Origin of the sequence: Borrelia turicatae 91E135 (assembly GCF_000012085.2) — a bacterium.
GTDB lineage: Bacteria > Spirochaetota > Spirochaetia > Borreliales > Borreliaceae > Borrelia > Borrelia turicatae.
Window position 1 is genome coordinate 649,774 of sequence record NC_008710.1, and the last position, 19,259, is coordinate 669,032.

The following is a 19,259-nucleotide window of genomic DNA, read 5'->3' on the forward strand; positions in this document are numbered from 1 at the left end:
GTTTAATTATAAGATGTAATTGTTGATGTATGTGAAAGGTTTGTTAATATTTTTTTATGATAGATGTTATTGAATTTATTAAAAAATATAATAATTTTATTATTATTGGTCATAAGGATCCTGATTTTGATTGTATTGGCTCGTCTTTAGCTTTAGCTTCTTTTTTGTCTAGAATAGGTAAAAGAGTCATTATGTTAAATGAAGGTCCTTTTGTGAGAAAGGAAATAATTCCTTTTAAAGATAAGTTTTTATCTAAATGGCCAGATATTGATTCTTCAGATTATGCTGTTATTATTTTGGATTGCTCCATATTTGATCGAATTGGAGATGAGTTTGGTTTTTATGTAAAAGATATGCCTATTCTTGTTATTGATCATCATGCATCGGGTGATAAGTTGGATGTTCCTGGGTATATTGATTCTTTTGCTCCTTCAACTACTTTTTTGATTGAGAAATTAATTAGGAAATTTGGGTATGAGGTTACTAAAGAGGAAGCATGGTATATTTTGGTTGGATTTTGCACAGATACAGGGTTTTTTAGATTTATTTCAAGAAGTGATCCTGAGCCTTTTGAAATGGTAGCTAGACTTGTCTCTAAAGGTTTAAGTCTTAAGGATGTTTATAATTATATTGAATCTGTTAAGAGTTTAACTTCAATAGATATGCTTAGTGTGATGTTAAACAATCTTAAAGCTTATTTCGATGGAAAAGTATTGCTTACTATTTTGCCTTTCAATTCTAAGAAGGATAATAATGTTAGTGGCGTTAATGAACTTTTTTATGCGCTTCTTTCTAATGTTGAGAATAATGAAATATTAATTATTTTAAAAGAGACGGAAGATGGTTCTATTTTGGTGGGGCTTCGTTCTAGAGAATATTTTGATGTGGGTGAGCTTGCAAAGTATTTTGGGGGAGGGGGACATAAACATGCTAGTGGATTTAAGATTAAAAATAGTTCTTTAAATCTTTTAGAGAGTCAAATAATCTCATACATCAAGGATGCTATTAAGGCTTAAAGTTTATTAAGGGGCTTTTTCCTTTTGGATTAAAATCCTCTGTTAAAGTGAGGAATCCAGATTTAAAAGACAGTATTGTTGTTCCGTATACTATTACTATGTTTTGTATCCAGTCTAGGTTTTTAATATATTGGGGTGTAAGTGATACAATTATACTTATTTTGTCTTTATATTCTTTTAAGTTTTCTATGTATTGTTGACTAGCGGGTGTTGAGAGATTAAATATAACTTGTTCGTGTTTTTCAATTAGCTTTTTTATCTCTTTCAGTTTTGTGGGGTTCATGTTGTTTAAGGGATAATAATCATAGTAATAACCGGAACTGTTTTGAAATATTTTTTTCCCTTCTTTAATCATTGTGTTATAAGGTGATATTAAAAGTGTTTTTTTATGCTTTGATACTTGTTTTGATAACTTTATTTTAGTTATCCCTCTTAATGTACTTTGTTCAAAAAAATTTTTAGCTTCTTTAGTAGGTATTGCTTGAACTTTTTTATGATTTGAATAAATTTCAGTTTCATTTTTTCTTTCTTTTAAGTATTCTAACTTTATTCTAAGTATTCTCTTGTTAGATTTAATGATATTTTCTCTTATTTCACTATCTTTTTGCATGAGGCTTAATAGTTTATTGTATGCATTGTTTTGTATATTTTCGTTTAGTGATATTAATAAAATATCAGTTTCAGTTCTAATAATTCTTTCAATTGTGTCATAAATGCTTTCATTGTTATATCTTACTGCATTCATTAATAAATCATCTGTTATTATTAAATTATCATATTTCAACTTTTTTCTAAGTAGTTCCTTTATGATTTTAATTGAAGATGATGCGGGTATTTCTTTGCCATTTGTAAGCATTGGGTATGCTAGATGTCCGCTCATAATCATTGGAATATTTTCTTGTATTAATATTTTATATGGCAATAATTCATTTGATTGCATTTCTTTTAAATTTGAGTTTATTATTGGCATTTTTATGTGAGAATCAACAATAGTATTCCCATGTCCGGGGAAGTGTTTTGCTGTTGAAATTATTCCTGCTTGTTTTTGTCCTTTATAAAAAGCTAGAGCAAAAAGAGAAACGATTTGTGGATTATTTGAATATGTCCTTGGTCCTATTGTAAAATTTTCCTCATTGCTGTAAATGTCTGTTATAGGTGCAAAATTTAGATTGATTCCAAGTTGTCTTAGCTCATTTGCTATGTGATATCCTGTAAGGTAGGAATCATTTGGTGATAGAGTAGCTGTGATTCCAAGATTTCCTATTGTTTTTGATGTTTTGAGTTTTATATGTTGTGTCCATCCACCTTCTTGATCCGTTGCTATAAATAAAGGTATTTTAAATCTATTGTTTTGGGACATCGATTGTGCTTTATTTATACTTTCTATTAGCGTGTGTAAGTTTTTGGCATTCCATCCAAAGATTTTAATTCCCCCTAAGTTTTTCTCTTTTATGAAGTTTAGTACAAATTTTGTTATTTGTTCTTTCGGGTAACTTATCATGAACATTTGGCCCAATAATTCTTTATCATCCATTTGACTTACTATGTTATCTATTAATTTTTCTTTATCTTCTGTAGTCCAAAAGTTGTAGGCGAAACAATTATTATGGATAAAAAAGATAGCTATACAAACAATTTTTTTCATTTAAACCATACCAATCTTTTGTTTTTTTCGATTCATAAGTATATCATATTGTTTTAAAATTACTCATTCCAGATTTTCTATTGTTTTTAAACCTACTTCAATAAATGAACATAATTTAAGTTGTAAAATTTTTATTTTCATTCATATTAGGAGATGTAATTTATTGTCAGTAATAATTTTATTTTTCTTTTAAAAGAAATACCAAGTACTTATCCTGTAAGTTGAATTTCTTAGTATATTGGTTGTAATCATTTTAATGAAATGAGTGTGTATTTTAAGAGTATGATTTTATATTGACAAAATATCTTTGAATTTATACACTTTAATGGCTACAAGCTGATGTAGCTCAGTTGGTTAGAGCACTCGGCTCATATCCGAGTTGTCGTGGGTTCAAGTCCCTCCATCAGCATTAAGGAGTTTTTATTATGAGAGTGGCAATTGTGCTTGCGAATGGTTTTGAAGAAATTGAAGCTATAATTCCTATGGATATTTTAAAACGAGGTGGTGTTGATCTAAAGGTTATCAGTTTGAGTGATGATAAGGTTGTTTCAAGTTCTAGAGGTTTTACTTTTTATGCTGATGAAAAAATATCAGATTATAGTGAGGACCATTTTGATTTAATAATACTTCCTGGAGGAATGCCTGGTGCTGTCAATCTTTTTGAATCTAAAGATTTAGATAAGATTTTAAGAAATATGAACTTACAAGGCAAGTTAATTGCAGCCATTTGTGCATCTCCAGCAATTGTGCTTTCTGCAAAGGGACTCTTAGGTGCAAATAAATTTACGTGTTATCCTGGATTTGAAAATGATATTACTGATGGCGAATTTGTGGATGAAGATGTTGTTATTAGTAATAATTTTATTACTTCTAAAGGTGTTGGTACAGCTTTAGAATTTGCTTTTACTTTGCTTAAGATTGTTAAGGGAGAAAGGGTCCTTGAAGATGTCAAGAAGCAAGTTTTACTTTAATATGATTTACACTCCTAAAATATTTTGATTGATTTGGTAAGTCTATTTTTAGAGATAAGATCATTTTATAATTAATTTTTAAACTTTTTTTATTATTTATTTGTTAAATATTCTGAAGATTGAATCTTATATCTTTGTTTTAAACTTTATGAAGGCTTTGTAATTAAATTGTAGGTATCTTCAAGTATGGTTAATTCTTCATTTGTTGGTATTACAAGTATTTTTGTCTTACTTTTTTCACTTGAGATATCAGATTCTGTATGTTTGTCTCTTGCTAAATTATTCTTTTGAGGATCAATTTCTATTCCAATTTTTTCAAAGCCTTTTAGTGATAATTCTCTTATTCCATAATCTGTAACACCAATGCCAGCTGTGAAAATTATTGCATCAATATTGAAATCAAGTACTGCAAGGTAAGATCCAATGTATTTTTTTATTCTATAAGCCATTATTTCAACTGCAAGTTTAGAGTTATATTCATTATTTTTTACTCCTTCCCAAATGTCTCTTAGATCATTTGACTTAAGAGATATGCCAAGCATACCACTTTGCTTATTAAGAATTTCTTCGATTTTTTTTGGAGTTTTATTTAAAAGTTTGCTCATTAAAGGAATAATTGCAGGATCTATATCCCCACTTCTTGTGCCCATTACAAGTCCTTCAAGAGGGGTAAGACCCATGCTTGTATCGTAAGATAGTCCTTTTTTAACTGCATTGATGCTTGAACCATTGCCTAGGTGTAGTATTATTAAGTTTAGATCTTCTTTAGGTTTGTTAAGTATTGTTGCAACTCTTTTTGTTATATATGAGTATGATAAACCGTGAAATCCATATTTTCTGATATTATAGTCTTTATACCAAGAATATGGTGTGGCGTATAAAAATGCATTTTCATTCATGGTTTTGTGCCATGATGTGTCAAAACATAAAACTTGTTTTGCATTTGGAAATATTTTAAGAGTTATTTCTATAACTTTTATTGCAATTGGATTGTGCAGAGGTGCAAGCTTGGATATCTTTTTTAGTTCGCTTAAGGTATTTGTGTTAAGTATCGTTGAATTTTTAAAACTTGGACCTCCATGTACAATTCTGTGTCCTATGCCTTGAATTTCGTCTGGATTTTCTATGATTTTTAATTTCTTGTTTGTTAATATTCTAATCAGTTGTTTTAATGCTTCTTTGTGTGATTTGATATGTTTATCTGTTTTTTCTAGTAAGCCATTTTTGGTCTTAATTTTAATTATTGATTTTTTTGTTTTTATTTTTTCGATTGTTCCAGATACTAATATTTGTGTATTTTTATGTTTATAGAGTGTAAATTTTAATGAGGAACTTCCTGTGTTAATTGTTAATATTTTCATATCTTTTATTCTCTTATTATAATAATAGATTCAAATTTTTATATATGCAGTTTATTTTTTCTGATTTTTTAATATGTTTTAGGTTTAAGAAAACGGAATTTTTATATTCTGGATTTATTTTCAGTATAGTAGGATTGTCTTTTATGATTTGCATTATTTTTTCGGCAGGAATACTCTTTGTATTTAAATATTCGATTTCGAGTAACTCATTTTTTTCTTTAAGGCTGGTAATATTGAGTTTTTTTGCAAGTAATTTGAGTTCTGATAATATAAGTAAGTTGTTAAGTTCTTTTGGGATTGGTCCAAATTGGTCATAAATTTCAGTCCTTATTTTGTTGTTCTCTTCCTTGTTTTGAACCTTTGAGATTTTTTTATAAATTGATATTTTATCTTGTTCATTATTTATATAGCTATCGGGGATGAATCCATTGTAATTGATTTCAATAGTGATTTCGTCTTCCTTAGAATTTTTTCCCATTCGTTTTTCAATTGCTTTGTTTAACATTGTTAAGTAGTAATCTAGTCCAATAGATTCGATCTCTCCATGTTGTTCGCGTCCAAGTAAGTTTCCAACACCTCTTATTTCCATATCTTTCATTGCAATTTGAAATCCTGTTCCAAGTTCTGAAAATTCAGATATTGCCCTTAGTCTTTCAATGGCACTTTCGTTTAAGCTTGAATTTTCTTTATATAAGAAATAAGCGAAGGCTTTCTGTGAACTTCTGCCAACTCTGCCCCTTAGCTGGTATAATTGTGCAAGTCCGAATCTATTCGCATTGTTAATTATTATTGTATTTGCATTTTCAATATCTATTCCATTTTCAATGATTGTAGTTGCTAATAATACCTGATATGATTTATTTATAAAATCATGCATAATATTTTCAATTTGGTCACCTTGAAGCCTTGCATGGATGGTTGCAATTCTTGCATAAGGAACCATTTTTTCTAGCATTGCTTTTATTAAATCTAGTTCTTGAATATTGTGATGTACAAAAAAAACTTGTCCATCTCGAGAAAGTTCATTTTCTATTGCGTGTTTAATCAGTAGCTCGCTAAATTCTTCTACATAAGTTTCTATTTTTATTCTGTTTTGGGGTGGAGTTTTTAAGACAGAAATGTCTCTTAATTTGATTAATGACATATGAAGGGATCTCGGTATTGGAGTTGCTGATAGGGCAAGACAATCAACAGAGATTTTTATTTCCTTTAGTTTTTCTTTTTCTTTTACCCCGAATCTTTGTTCTTCATCGATTATAATGAGTCCTAAGTTTTTATATATTATTTTCTTAGAGAGTATTTTATGTGTTCCAATTATTATGTCAATTTCTCCTGTTTCTAGTTTTTTTATAATGTCTCTTTCTTTTGATTTTTTTATAAATCTACTCATCATTGCAATGTTGATTGGAAAATTTTTAAATCTTTGTTTAAATGTATTAAAGTGTTGTTCTGTAAGAATTGTTGTTGGAGAGAGTATTGCTACCTGTTTTTTGCCCATGACAGCTTTGAATGCAGCCCTCATTGCGACCTCAGTTTTACCAAATCCAACATCGCCACATAAAAGTCTATCCATTACTTTTAAACTCATCATGTCTTGTTTGATTTCTGATATTGCTGTTAATTGATCCGGAGTTTCATCGTATGGAAATTCTGATTCAAATAATAATTGCCATTCATTGTCTTGAGGATATTGAAATCCCTTACTACTTTCTCTCTGCACGTAAAGTTCAACAAGTTTATCGGCAATTGCATCGATTCTTTTCTTTGCATAAGCTTTTTTCTTTTCCCAGGTTTTTGAACTGATTTTATCTAATTTTATATTTTGAGTTTCATTTCCAATATACCTTTGAATAAGATGTGTTTGTTCGATTGGAATAAATAATTTTTCGTTATCTGCATATTCAATTTCAATGTAATCTTTTTCAAGAAGACTTGTTTTAATTCTTTTTATCTGCCGAAATATTCCAATTCCATGGTTTATGTGAACAACATGACTGTTTTTTTCCACTTCAATAAATGAATCAATAGTTTTAGTTTTTGATGATTCGAAAGCTTTATTTGTTTTTTGTCTTCTATTAAAGATATCTGATTCAAGGATAATGGCTATTTTTTCTTTGTTTATTATAAGTGAGCTTGATATTTTTAAGATTTCAATTTTGATTTTTGTCAGATCTTTGAAGATATATTTTAATTTTTCTTTTTGTGAATTAGATTCTGCTGCAATGATTACTTTAAATCCATTGTTTAGCCAGTTTTGTATTTCTTCTTTTGCAAGTGTGATGTTTGAGAAAAATTTACGCTCACTTTCAATGTTAAATTCTATTAGTTCTTTTGTTTTTATATTTGCAGGGGTTTGCACGATAAAAATGTTAGTTTTTAATTTTAAATCGCTCAAATTTATGAAAATTTCTTTTGGTGCAATTGTTTTTTTTCCAGACTCTATTGCTTGGCTGTAAAGTTTTTCATACTCTTTATAGATCTTTTTGATCTCTTCTTGTAAATTTGGTATTTCTAAATTTATAATAGGTATATCTTCATTTATTTCTTGGCTTAGGTATGTGTCTCCTATTAGAGGATAAAATATTTCTTCTGCTCTTGCATTATATTTTGTTTCAATTTGTTCAAATAATTTTTTATATTCATTTTCTTTTAAGTGGTGTTTTAGTTTATTTATGTTTTCGTTATTCCAAATGATTTCCTTTTTGGGAATTATAGCAAATTCGGAAATTGGAGTTCCTTTTTTTAATTGAGTTAAGGGATTAAAATATTTGATTTCTTTTATTTTATCAACCTTCACTGAAATTCTTATTGGTTCTGTTTTATTAAATGAGTGTATGTCTATTATTTCACTCTTTATTGTAAATTCTCCAGGTAATGTAACCCTCATTGTTTTTTCATATCCTAGTTTTATAAGTTTACTTTCAAGGTTTTCTATGTTTATTATCGTATCTGTCTGAATTTTATAAATGTTTTTGAATAAATTTTCTTTTGTAGGGATTTTGCTAAGTAGAGATTTTAGTGAAACAATGTAGATCCCAGGATTATTTTCATAAAAATTGATTAAAAATTTTACTCGTTTTATAAAGACTTTACTTTTTGAACCGATGTCTTTATATATAAGGGGACTGAAATAGTTAAGTTCATATATGTTATCTGTAATTTGCATTAAATCATCTTTGAGTTCATCTGAGATACTTTCGTTTTTAACTATTAATATAATTTTATTACTACTGCTGTATTCCTTTATTTTGTTGATTAAGAAAGCTTTAAAAAATCCTTCATGTCCTACTATTGTAAAGGGTAGATTTTTTTCAATAAGTTGTTGTATTTTTTTTAGATTTTGATTGTCATTTAATCTGGCAGTTAATTCTTTTTCTATATTCATTTTTTACCTTTTTGTTTCTGTAGTTTAGTATAATATTATATATTAATGGATATGTTCTGTTTCGTTATGTATAATATAATTAGATTTTGAGGAGTTTATGAAATTTAGGAATTTATTGTTTGTTATATCTCTTATGGTTGTTCCTTTTATGCTTTTTCCTAGAGATTATAAGGGTCTTGATTTTAAGATAAAGTTTTTTAATCAATCAATTTATCGTGTTAATAGTAATGTTTCTATTGAAGTTTCGCTTAGTAATTCGTCTGATGATTTACTTGTTCTTGAAATAGGAGATGTTAATACTTTCGGTTTTGATTTTGATGTTACAGATACTACTAACATAAAAGTTAAAAGGTCTCTTGAATATGTTAAGGATAGGGCAAAAAATGTTGCGATTCCTGTAAGAACTCTTAGTTTAAGACCTAATGAGAGATTTTCTGTAGTGATGAGCTTAAATCAATTTGTACAATTTGATAAAGATGGAGTTTATTTTGTCAAAGGTATGTTTTTCCCAGATATCTCAGATCCACAAAAGCGTGTAGAGTCTAATGTTATTACTTTGTTTTTAAAACCTAAAATGGATGATGTTGCAGGAAAATTTGACTTTTCTAATTTATCTTCCAATCGTGAAATTCAAAGTATTTTGAAAAGAGAAAATTTATCCCCTGATAAAGTTGTTGAATATTTATTTTCAGCGTTGCGGCTTGGGGAGAGAGAAAAATTCTTTTTATATATTGATATTGAGAGTCTTATTTTAAGTGATCAAAATAAATCATATCTTTATAAGCAAGAACTTAAATCAGGTTCTAATAATATGCTAGAAGAGTATAAAGATTATCTATGGAATGATAGTAATTCTGCTATTTCAAAAGTTCCAAGTAAATTTTCTATTATTGAAACAACTTATACGGATTCTACAGGAAAAGTTGTATCTGATGTGTATTTTGAAGATGGTCATTTTTATGTAGCCAAACGATATACCTTTTTTTTAAAAAAGTATGATTATTATTGGATCATTTATGATTATACTGTTCAAAATACTGGGATTAAGGAGAAATACTAGGCCTTTTATTTTTAAGATTAAAGGACTTAGTATTGTTTTATGGATAGTAAGTTACTTTAGTTTATATGCTGATTTTAAACATGAAGTTGTTAAAGGTGATACTTTATATTCGATTTCTCTTAAATATAAAATTCCAATAAAAGAACTTAAAAGTGCAAATAATTTGAAGTCTGAGCATATTAGAGTTGGGCGTATATTAGTTATTCCAAATTCTTCTAAGGTTAACAAAATTATTACTAAAAAGAATAATAGGAAGCCTAAGTTAAGCAAGCTTGATGCCAAAATTCATGTTGTTAAAGTCGGCGATACTATTGAAGATATATCTAAACAATATGGCATTAAGGAAAAAGAATTGCTTGCTTGGAATAATTTAAGTTCTAAACTTCTTAAAGTTGGTTCTAAGTTGAATTTGGATGAGCCTAGTTTTTTAAAGCCATATATAGTTAAAAAGGGTGATTCACTCTCCAAGCTTTCTGTGGATTTTGATATTAGTATTGAGGATATTATACGATTTAATTCTCTAGAAAATAAGAGCTTAATAATTGGTCAAAAATTATATTTAAAAAGGACTTCTGGAAATGTCAATTTTCATTATGTAAAGCGAGGAGAGACTCTTGGGAAAATTGCATATATTTATGGTGTTACTGCAAGGCATCTTGTTCGTCTTAATGGAAGTAAGGCAATAAATTTAAAGGCGGATTCAATTTTAGATGTTTCAAAAGTTATTGAAGAAGATTTGCCAAGTTCTAAATCTTTACAATTAAAGAGCGAAAATCGAAGTAGTGAAACATTTATATCCCACAAAGTATCTGTTGGTGAGACATTATATAGTATTGCTCGTAAATATGGGGTTTTGCTTGAAGATCTTAAAAGTTGGAATAATTTAAATGGGAATAGTATTTTTCATAATCAGGAACTTAAGATTTATGATAAAAGCAAAGGACCAGTTGTTGCAAATAAAGAGCTAAAAGAATTTGTGGATAAAACTTCTAAAACCACGGTTAAAGCTATTGCAAATATTGTTTCTGCTAAGAGTAAAAAATTAAATTTAAATTTTTCCAATGTTTTAGACAATAGAGATGTTTTTGATATTAGTGCTTTGGTTGTATTGGAGCCTAAAATACCTATATTTGAGGCTAATGGAGTTTTTTATTATTGGTATAAGCCTAAAAAAGGGAGTCAACCAAGTGAGTTTTATTCAGAAGATTGGTATTCTCCTCTGAATGCCTATAAGAAAGCAAGTCAACTTTTTAAGAGTTTTGAAAGTCTTGTGCAATCTCGGCCAGTGAAAAATAATAGCCTAAAAAATAAATTAATCATTATTGATCCTGGACATGGAGGTCTTGATCCTGGTGCTATTGTTAAAGCTAGAGACGGACTTAAGAATGAAATTTTTGTTGTCGAGGATGAATATGTTTATGATATTGCTTTAAGGCTTTATGTGTATCTTAAAGAATATGGAGCTAATGTTGAGCTTACTATTTTATCTCCTGATCATTTAATCAGAGATAGTGTGTCTGCTAATAATACATTTGTTAATGTTAAAAATGAAGTTTATAATGATTATGATTTAAATAAAACCGATACCGTTGACTCTTGGATAAATGGTACTCAAGAAGGTTTGAGGAAGAGATTAGCTGTTGTGAAGAAATTTATAAATAAGTATAAAAATGTTAAGGAACAAGATGTTCTTTATATTAGTTTGCATTCTGATAATAGTGTTGGTGCGCCTCGGTGTATGGGATTTTATTACCAGTCTGAGGATGGGAAGGGCTTTGATGCTCATTCTAAGAGTATGATTGAAAAAATGACAAAAGGTTTTAAGAGAACCCCTTATATTAAGGGCCAAAACCTTTATGTGCTAAAAAATAACGTTGTTAAGACTAAATTGTTGGTTGAGGTTAGGAATTTAGCATTTGACGAGGAAGCTTGGGCAATTAGATCTTCTAAGCTTAGGGACCGGGATTCTAAAATCCTTGCTGATGCTATTTTGAAGGTCTTATAGGATAAGTAGATTATTTTTTATGGATTGTATGACTTGACAAAACAGTTTCAATTTAGCATAATGTTTAGATATTGATTCCCCTATAGCTCAGCGGTAGAGCAGGTGGCTGTTAACCACTTGGTCGGAGGTTCAATTCCTTCTGGGGGAGTTTTTATTCTTTTGTTAAGATTATTTTTTCTATGTCTTCTCGTTTTATTTTAAAGTAATTGAGTCTCTCAAGTAGTTTTTTGTTATTACCATTGCCCAAGTTGAAGTGTTTTTGTATTTGTTCTCTTTTTTTCTTGGATTGAGATCCTGTGATGCCAAGTTCTATTAAATCATTTAAATTTAGACCCTCTTTTTGTTTTTCGTTATAAAAAGTACCTATTTTTTTTAAAATTGTTGTTATTTCAATTTTAGAAGACATTTCTACTTCTTGATTTTTATTGTTAAGGTGAGCATGTTTGATTTTGCCTTGGTCTAAGTAGCCCACTTTTTTAAGTATTTGTTTTCTAATTAGATCTCCTGCTTTGTCGCTATCAGTGAAAATAATAATTCCATTTGTTTCTATTGCTTTTTTTAAAACATTAATGGTTGATTTTTTAAGATATAATCCACCAGTTTCAACTATAGTGCACTTAAATAGTTCTTTTATTCTCTTAGCGTCATCTTTGCCTTCAACTACAATGATTTCTTTTATTTGTTCCAGTTTTTAATTCCAATTTTCAAAAAATGTTCTGAGAAGTTTGATTGCTTCTATATGATCTGATATTGCAATAGTTTCTCTTAAAGAGTGCATTCCCCACATTGGGGTTCCAATATCTATAGTTTCAATTCCTGTTTGGGAGTTTGAAATTGGGCCAATTGTAGTTCCGGCATTTGTATTTGCTTTCATTATTATTTCTTGAATTTTAATATTATTTTTCATAGCTAAGGCTTTAAGTTTTGCACATCCATGTGCTGTTGTTGAATATTTAAAATTGGCATTGTTTTTGATGGTTACTCCTTTCCCTAGACTTATTTGATAGTTTGGGTCATGTTTACATATATAGCCTGGATGAACCCCATGTGCGCCGTCCATTGAAATATTGAATGATTTGTTTAGTTTAATTAGATGTTCTTCTTTTCCTAGATTTAAAACATGATCAATTCTTTCTAAGACTTCTGTTAATAGTGTTGAGTCAGCTCCTCTGGAAGTTAAAGATCCAATCTCTTCATTGTCAAAAAATACAGCTACTTTATTTTTATTGTTATTTGTATGAACAAATGCATTCATGATGGCATGGCATCCCGATTTGTTATCTAGGTTTTTGGATGCTAAAAATTCACCTTCGCTACCTATAATTTTAGCCGGTTCTGATGCTGTAAATATTAAATCGCATGATAGAAAATCTTTTTCAGATATTTGCAGTTTTTCTAGAATTTTTTCTTTAATGCTTTTTTTAAAACTTGTGATGATGACTATGTTCTCATGAGTATCATATGCAAATCCTTCATTTACGTTTCGGTTTAAGTGAATGGCAACATTTGGTATGATCCCAATATTTTCAATTGTTATTAATTCTGAGTTAATTATTTCATCTTTATTAAAGTATACAACTCCTGATAAGCTTAAGTCTCTGTCAGTCCAGGTTGAGATTATTGGACTACCGTAAGTTTCGATGTGGTGAGAGAATACATTATCTTTGTATTTCCTAGATTCTATTTTGAGCTTTAATCCAGGGCTATCAGAGTGTGCTGCTGCTATTAGGAATGGTTCATGTATTGTATTAGTGTTAATGTTGAATGCAATAAGACTTGTTCCTTCCTTTTTTACATAATAATATCCTGTTTCTAATGTCCATTTATCGTCAAGTTTTAATTCCTTTGCATTAAGATAATATACCAGTTTTTGTTCAATGTAGTTTATTAAATGATATGGTGTTAAGCTTTTATCTAGTAATTTTTGGAAATGTGATATATCTAATGTTTGGTCATGCATGTTTTTTCTCCTATGGTTTTATTGTTTTGATACTTAATATTTTATTATAATAGCTAGTGCATGTATATATGTTTGTTTTATATGCAAGGAGATTGTTAAATGGATAGATTTTATAGTTTGATGCTTGTGCTTTTAATATTTATTGCTTGTACTACAATTTCAGAGGTTAATTTACAAGATGATGCGAGCGGAACAGTTTTATTAATATTTAATGTTGATAAAGAATTTGAAAAGATCAGAAAAGAACTTGTGGCAACTCTTGTAGGAGAGGAAATAGCTAAAATGCCTCTTTTCCCCATTGATAAGATAAAGCAATATTTTGGTGATGAAGGGAAAAAATTAGGTCTAAACCTCTTAAATATTAAGTCTAATGGTGATTCTCTTAATTTGATTGTTCAATTTGATAATTTGGTTAAGGTTTTAAAAGATTATCTTGCAAAGGAGACAATGCCTATATTTAAGATAGCAAATAAGAATGGGAAAAATATTCTTGATATTGATTTTAATTTAAAAACTGTTACTAAGATTATTAATGAAAGTAAGGATCAGGTGAATGATGCTCTTGCGGCACTTTTGCCGTCAGAAGAAATACCAATGTCTGAGAAGGAATATAAAGATGTATTAGTTTACTTTTTATCAGACTTTACTTCGCGTGCAAATGAGCTTATTGATAATTCTAATGTTACACTCAAAATCAAGACGTCGAGAAAAATTCAAGAACAGTTTGGATTTAAACAGCTTAACTCCAATAATTTAGAACTTAAGCTAGATATGATTAGGACTTTAAGTCTTGAGACACCAATAAAATTGAGATTGGTTTATTAGACTTTGTGTAAATATTATTTTAAGAGATAAGAATTATTTCTTATCTCTTTTCATAAATCCTATTAATAGACCTGTTATTAAAGCACCTATGAGGATAGATATTATCCACATTAATGGGTTGGTTATTATTGGAAGAATAAAGATACCGCCGTGTGGAGCCATAAGTTCTACTTTAGATAATGCAGACAAAAAACCCCCGATAGATGACCCTATTATGCAAGCAGGTATTACCTTTAAAGGATCTGAGGCTGCAAAAGGAATCACTCCTTCCGTTATGAAACATGCACCTAAAAAGTAACAAACTTTACCGGCTTCACGTTCTTCTTGTGAAAATCTATTATTGAAAATGCTAGTTGCAAGTGCGATTCCAAGTGGAGGCGTCATTCCTCCTACCATTACGCTTGCATGAGGTATATAATTTCCAGCAGTTATCATTGCAATTCCAAATGCATAGGCAGCTTTGTTTACAGGACCACCCATGTCTATTGCCATCATTCCACCAAGTAGTGCACCTAGTAATGCCATATTTGTTCCGCTTAGTGAATTTAACATATTTGTTATAGATGTATTAATATATGCAATTGGTGCTAGTAAGAAATATGTTAAAGATCCTGATATTAGTACTGAGAAAAGTGGGTAGGTTAAAACGGGGTTAATACCACTTATTTTTGGTGGTATTATTTTTTTACTTATTGATTTTATTGCTAAAGTTACGTATCCTGCGATAAATCCTGCTAGAATGCCCCCTAAGAACCCTGCATTTCCTTTGCTCATCATTAATCCTGTAATCATTCCAGGTGCAAGGCCGGGACGTTCTGCTATGCTAAATGAAATATACCCAGCAAGTATTGGAAGCATTAGGAAAAAAGCATTACCACCGCCGATTTGCATTAAAATATCTGCTATCTTATTATAGCTTGGATCGTTTGGATCGAAAGCTTTGATGCCAAACATGAATGATATTGCAATAATTATTCCCCCAGACACTACGAATGGTAGCATAAAGGATACACCGTTCATTAAATGTTTATATGCACCACCTGGTTTTCGGGTTGTGTTGCTTTCTCCTTGTACTGTTTTTCTCTTATAAATTTTTGCTTTGTTATCAAGAATGTTTTGAATGAGTTCTTTTGCTTTGTGTATGCCATCTTTTACACCAACTTCAATTAGTGGTTTACCATTAAACCTGTCTTTATCGACAGTTTTTCCGGCTGCAATAATTATGCCTTTTGCTCTTTCTATCTCCTCTTCTTCTATTAGATTGTCAACGCCACTAGAGCCATTAGTTTCTACTTTGATCTCTACGTTTAGTTCAGCTGCTGCTCGTTTTAGGCTTTCAGCTGCCATGTATGTATGGGCGATTCCTGTAGGGCAAGCAGTTACTGCTAGAATGAAATTTTTGGAACCAGTGTCATTCATGATTACATCTGTGTTGCTATTTAAAAGAATTTCTAAAAATCTATTTATATCATTTGTACTCATAATTTCTTGTCTTAAAATTTCATTATTAAATATATTATTAAGGTAAGATATTGTTTTAATATGAGTATTACCTGTAGTTTTTTCAGGTACAGCTATCATGAAAAATAATTTTGAAGGTCGTAAGTCGGAAGCGTTAAAATCAAACCCTTCTCCTTTAATTCGTAATATAGCTATTCCATGTTTTTTAACAAAATTACCTTTTGCATGTGGCATTGCAATATATTCTTCAAGACCTGTTCCGCTTATTTCTTCTCGTTTTTTAATTTCTTTTATAAAATCTTCTTTGTTGTTCAAATATTCATTTTCATTGAGCATGTCGGCCATTTTTTCAATTACATCATCTTTACTTTTGGCCTCGTAGTTTAATAATATTAATTTTTTAGAAAATAAATCTTGCATAGGAAACTCCTTGCTATACTATAGTATCCATATTATAATTATTATAAATATAATGTATGATAATTATAACATATAATAATTACATTATTTAATTATTTAATTATTTTACTTAATTATAAAGGAGATTGGCTTGGTATATACGCTTACTCTTAATCCTGCTATTGATTATAAAATAGTTGTAGAAGGTTTTCAGACAGGGTGTCTTAATCATGTTGTTAGGAATAATTTTTTTGCTGGTGGGAAGGGAATAAATGTAAGTAATGTACTTAAGAATTTTGAAACTGAAAGTATTGCTCTTGGATTTTTGGGTGGATTTACAGGTGATTATATAAGGGGCTATCTTGATTTGATGGGCATAAAGCATGATTTTATTAGCATATCTGACAATACTAGAATCAATATTAAAATGATGTCAGATGGAAAAGAAACAGAGATTAATGGAAGATCACCCGTAATTCTTGAGAGTGATTTTCAGTCTTTGATTTTAAAATTAAAAAATTTAGATAAAGATATGTTAATCATGTCTGGTAGTGTTCCAAGCTCGCTTGGGTATCAGGCTTATAATGAAATAGCCAAGAGTATTGCTAGTAATGTTAAGTTAATTATTGATACTAGTGGTCCTGCCTTGCAAGAGATTATAGGGCTTAGACCTTTTTTAATAAAGCCAAATATTAATGAACTTAAAGAACTTTTGGGTATGAATTTGACTTCTAGTAAGGATCTAATTAATGCTGGGTGTGAGCTTATGGAAAGGGGCGTGCAGAATATTATAGTTTCAATGGGAAGTGAAGGGGCTGTTTTTATAAATAATAAAGATGCTTGTCTGGCTAGTGTTCCGCAAATTAATTCTTTAAGTACTATTGGTGCAGGAGATTCTGTAGTTGCTGGATTTGTATATGCTCATCAAAATGGGAATTCTCTTCTTGATTCTTTTAGGTTCGGAGTTGCGTCAGGTACCGCAACGGCACTTAGAGGACAACTTTGTAGTCTTGATGATGTTAAAGATATTTTTGATAAAGTAAAACTTGAACATTTATAAATATTAATTAATTTTATGTTTTAGTGGAGTTTTTGAAGGTTTTTTTTTATAACGCAACTTTAATAATAACTTTAATGTATTTTTCAGTTGATTTATGCTTGCACAATTACTTTTGAAATAAGGTAAATGCAGATAAAAATTCTTGACTTTAAAGATTACTATCGGGAGCGACGGGTCTCGAACCCGCGACCTCCTGCGTGACAGGCAGGCGTTCTAACCATCTGAACTACGCCCCCAAATGCAATACCTTAAGATTATATTGTTTTTCTTTTTGTTTGTCAATTTATTTTAATGCATCTATATGATCTGAGATTTTTGAATCTCTCTTTATTGTTTTTAGGCTGACATTTTTGATGATGTCTTTGCTTGATATTATTTTTATGCTTTCTTTAGCTCTTGTTATTGCAGTGTAGAGTAGTTCTTTTGTTAAGAATGGATGATCTTCTATGATTATTTGTACATGTTGATATTCAGAGCCTTGGCTTTTATGTATTGTTGTTGCAAAACTAAGTTCATATTTGTTTATTAAATTAAAGTTTATTCTTTTGTATTTTTCATCTTCTCTTTTGAATAAAGCGTAAATTTTAGAGTTTTCTCTAAAGAGAATACCCCTTTCTCCATTAAATAGATCGTTTTTATAATCATTTTGAGTAATTAAAATTATTTGTCCAATTAAATTGCCATAGGTTTTTTTCAAATATAATTTTATTATTTCATTTATTCTTTTTGTTCCAAATTTTCCAAAATTTCTTGAGCATAAAATGACGTTGCTAAGCAAAGCATTAATTATTGATTCAATTTCTTTGTTGTTTAGTGAGTTGAGATCAAAATTAGAGATTTTTTTATATAAATCTTTTGTGTGATTTAATAATTCATTTTCGATATTGACTTTATTTATATCCTTTAAAATTATATTTTTGTTGGCATTAAGTTGAATATCAATTAGATTTGTGTCTTCTTGATATATTGCTTTGGCTAATAAATTTATCTCATCGTTACTTCTGAAATTTTTTTTAAGTATTTCTACATTTTCATCACTTATTTCTTTTATTTGTGTCAGACTTGAATATACATTTCCTCCAGCTATTGATGGAAGCTGGTTTTTGTCCCCTGTTATTATGAGTTTTGTGTTTCTTTTGACCGCCTTTAATAATTTTAAGAAAGTACTTAAATCTATCATAGATGCTTCATCAATTATTATTATTTCAAATTCTAGGGGGTTGGCTTCATCATATTTATTGCCTTTATTGATAAATGACATTTTTAATAATTTTTGTACTGTGCTATATTCTGTTTCAAGGTTTGTAAATGATTCTTTTAGACTTGATTTTAGTTTTTGACTTGCTTTTCCAGTTGGTGCTACAAGGGCTACCTTTTGTTTGACATTTAAGTGCATATCAATTGCTTTTAGAATATAATTGATAGTTGTTGTTTTACCTGTGCCCGGGCCACCACTGAGTATAAAGAAATTACTTTTTAAAGATTTTTTGATTGAATTGATTTGTTCTTCACTTAGGTCTTTAGTGTTTAAGTTGTTCATTATATTTTGTATTCTTTGGGTAGTTATTTCACTTTTGTTATCTTTAAGTCTTTGATCTATTTTTTTTATTAGTTCTTCTTCTTCTCTAAAGTTTTTTTGAGTATAGATGTGAATATTATTTTCTAATATTAAAGGAGTTATGATTCTTTCATTTTGATTAAGATCTTTCATTATATTATTTTCTTTTAAATGTAAGATTATTTCGTGTATTTTTGTTGCTTGTGTAATCTTTGCAAGTTCTTCTAGTATATTGATTGATTTTTGGTAAGATTGATCCTCGTCTTTTATTTCAAGGAAAGCACAGTCGATCGTATTTTGAATATCTTTGATTAATAAATTAATATTAGCTCTTAAATGTCCTTTAGAGAGGTAATTAAATAAAAATATTAAAAAAATAGTAATTTCTTCATACTTTTTATCTTTGATTTTTTTTGTGAGTAAATGTGCTTTGTAGTAATTTTCTATGTTTATGTTTAAAGTTTCTATTATTTCATAAATTTTGAGTTCTGGATTTAAATAGTTTCTCTTATGATCTTTTAGAAACTCTCTTAAGACTAAAAAATTTCTCATA

General features: G+C 29.2%; 13 protein-coding genes and 3 tRNA genes. 8 read left to right on the forward strand and 8 right to left on the reverse strand.

All coding sequences use genetic code 11. The annotated features are described in order from the left end of the window. The first annotated feature begins 56 nt into the window (after positions 1 to 56). Positions 57 to 1,016 (forward strand): DHH family phosphoesterase, encoded by a 960-nt coding sequence (locus BT0_RS03125; protein WP_011772557.1) that lies wholly within the window; start codon positions 57 to 59, stop codon positions 1,014 to 1,016. Here BT0_RS03125 and BT0_RS03130 read toward each other — a convergent pair. Beyond that, complete coding sequence (locus BT0_RS03130) at positions 1,006 to 2,550, reverse strand: glycoside hydrolase family 3 N-terminal domain-containing protein (RefSeq protein ID WP_049752296.1); 1,545 nt, start codon at positions 2,548 to 2,550, stop codon at positions 1,006 to 1,008. The two genes, BT0_RS03125 and BT0_RS03130, sit on opposite strands and share 11 nt — an antisense overlap. A 446-nt stretch (positions 2,551 to 2,996) precedes the next feature. Here BT0_RS03130 and BT0_RS03135 point away from each other — a divergent pair. Together BT0_RS03135 and BT0_RS03140 are read left to right on the forward strand one after the other, a co-directional pair. Next, a tRNA-Met gene (locus tag BT0_RS03135) sits at positions 2,997 to 3,070 on the forward strand. 16 nt (positions 3,071 to 3,086) lie between these two features. Next, a complete protein-coding gene (locus BT0_RS03140; RefSeq protein WP_011772559.1) occupies positions 3,087 to 3,632 on the forward strand; it encodes a DJ-1 family glyoxalase III in 546 nt (181 codons plus the stop codon). Between the two features lie 146 nt (positions 3,633 to 3,778). On the opposite strand, the gene BT0_RS03145 is transcribed toward BT0_RS03140, so the two are convergent. Then, positions 3,779 to 4,993, reverse strand: a complete 1,215-nt coding sequence (locus BT0_RS03145; RefSeq protein WP_011772560.1) for an acetate kinase — start codon at positions 4,991 to 4,993, stop codon at positions 3,779 to 3,781. Between the two features lie 16 nt (positions 4,994 to 5,009). Next, positions 5,010 to 8,378: a transcription-repair coupling factor gene (mfd, locus tag BT0_RS03150; RefSeq protein WP_011772561.1), complete on the reverse strand. Its 3,369-nt coding sequence runs from the start codon at positions 8,376 to 8,378 to the stop codon at positions 5,010 to 5,012. Between the two features lie 97 nt (positions 8,379 to 8,475). Between mfd and BT0_RS03155 the strand changes: the two genes are divergently transcribed. The 3 genes from BT0_RS03155 (at position 8,476) to BT0_RS03165 (ending at position 11,591) form a co-directional block, all read left to right on the forward strand. Next, the gene (locus BT0_RS03155) at positions 8,476 to 9,438 is read left to right on the forward strand and encodes a hypothetical protein (RefSeq protein WP_011772562.1); all 963 of its coding nucleotides are present in this window, start codon (positions 8,476 to 8,478) and stop codon (positions 9,436 to 9,438) included. Next, a complete protein-coding gene (locus tag BT0_RS03160) occupies positions 9,395 to 11,443 on the forward strand; it encodes a LysM peptidoglycan-binding domain-containing protein (protein WP_041178579.1) in 2,049 nt (682 codons plus the stop codon). The genes BT0_RS03155 and BT0_RS03160 overlap by 44 nt, the downstream gene beginning before the upstream one ends. Positions 11,444 to 11,519: 76 nt before the next feature. Continuing rightward, a tRNA-Asn gene (locus tag BT0_RS03165) sits at positions 11,520 to 11,591 on the forward strand. 3 nt (positions 11,592 to 11,594) lie between these two features. Here the strand turns inward: BT0_RS03165 and rnmV are convergent. Beyond that, the gene (rnmV, locus tag BT0_RS03170) at positions 11,595 to 12,131 is read right to left on the reverse strand and encodes a ribonuclease M5 (protein ID WP_041178505.1); all 537 of its coding nucleotides are present in this window, start codon (positions 12,129 to 12,131) and stop codon (positions 11,595 to 11,597) included. 3 nt (positions 12,132 to 12,134) lie between these two features. Then, the gene (locus BT0_RS03175; protein ID WP_011772564.1) at positions 12,135 to 13,403 is read right to left on the reverse strand and encodes a M18 family aminopeptidase; all 1,269 of its coding nucleotides are present in this window, start codon (positions 13,401 to 13,403) and stop codon (positions 12,135 to 12,137) included. A gap of 99 nt (positions 13,404 to 13,502) precedes the next feature. Between BT0_RS03175 and BT0_RS03180 the strand changes: the two genes are divergently transcribed. After that, entirely contained in the window at positions 13,503 to 14,228 is a 726-nt protein-coding gene (locus BT0_RS03180) for a hypothetical protein (protein ID WP_011772565.1), read from the forward strand. Positions 14,229 to 14,261: 33 nt separating this feature from the next. On the opposite strand, the gene BT0_RS03185 is transcribed toward BT0_RS03180, so the two are convergent. After that, complete coding sequence (locus BT0_RS03185) at positions 14,262 to 16,109, reverse strand: fructose-specific PTS transporter subunit EIIC (protein WP_011772566.1); 1,848 nt, start codon at positions 16,107 to 16,109, stop codon at positions 14,262 to 14,264. 130 nt (positions 16,110 to 16,239) lie between these two features. Here BT0_RS03185 and pfkB point away from each other — a divergent pair, with 130 nt between their 5' ends. Continuing rightward, positions 16,240 to 17,148 carry a 1-phosphofructokinase gene (pfkB, locus tag BT0_RS03190; protein WP_011772567.1) on the forward strand — a complete coding sequence of 303 codons (909 nt, stop codon included), beginning with the start codon at positions 16,240 to 16,242 and terminating at the stop codon, positions 17,146 to 17,148. A 162-nt stretch (positions 17,149 to 17,310) separates the two neighbouring features. Here pfkB and BT0_RS03195 read toward each other — a convergent pair. Next, positions 17,311 to 17,384, reverse strand: a tRNA-Asp gene (locus tag BT0_RS03195). A 47-nt stretch (positions 17,385 to 17,431) separates the two neighbouring features. Then, complete coding sequence (gene recD, locus BT0_RS03200; protein ID WP_011772568.1) at positions 17,432 to 19,258, reverse strand: exodeoxyribonuclease V subunit alpha; 1,827 nt, start codon at positions 19,256 to 19,258, stop codon at positions 17,432 to 17,434. Between the last annotated feature and the right edge of the window lies 1 nt (position 19,259).

Excerpts from the sequence above, each read along its gene's own strand:
- BT0_RS03130 (WP_049752296.1), bottom strand. The coding sequence starts at position 2,550 with ATGGATGATAAAGAATTATTGGGCCAAATGTTCATGATAAGTTACCCG.
- mfd (WP_011772561.1), bottom strand. The coding sequence starts at position 8,378 with ATGAATATAGAAAAAGAATTAACTGCCAGATTAAATGACAATCAAAAT.
- BT0_RS03125 (WP_011772557.1), top strand. The coding sequence starts at position 57 with ATGATAGATGTTATTGAATTTATTAAAAAATATAATAATTTTATTATT.
- BT0_RS03185 (WP_011772566.1), bottom strand. The coding sequence starts at position 16,109 with ATGCAAGATTTATTTTCTAAAAAATTAATATTATTAAACTACGAGGCC.
- BT0_RS03155 (WP_011772562.1), top strand. The coding sequence starts at position 8,476 with ATGAAATTTAGGAATTTATTGTTTGTTATATCTCTTATGGTTGTTCCT.
- BT0_RS03145 (WP_011772560.1), bottom strand. The coding sequence starts at position 4,993 with ATGAAAATATTAACAATTAACACAGGAAGTTCCTCATTAAAATTTACA.
- recD (WP_011772568.1), bottom strand. The coding sequence starts at position 19,258 with ATGAGAAATTTTTTAGTCTTAAGAGAGTTTCTAAAAGATCATAAGAGA.
- BT0_RS03180 (WP_011772565.1), top strand. The coding sequence starts at position 13,503 with ATGGATAGATTTTATAGTTTGATGCTTGTGCTTTTAATATTTATTGCT.
- BT0_RS03140 (WP_011772559.1), top strand. The coding sequence starts at position 3,087 with ATGAGAGTGGCAATTGTGCTTGCGAATGGTTTTGAAGAAATTGAAGCT.
- BT0_RS03175 (WP_011772564.1), bottom strand. The coding sequence starts at position 13,403 with ATGCATGACCAAACATTAGATATATCACATTTCCAAAAATTACTAGAT.
- BT0_RS03160 (WP_041178579.1), top strand. The coding sequence starts at position 9,395 with ATGATTATACTGTTCAAAATACTGGGATTAAGGAGAAATACTAGGCCT.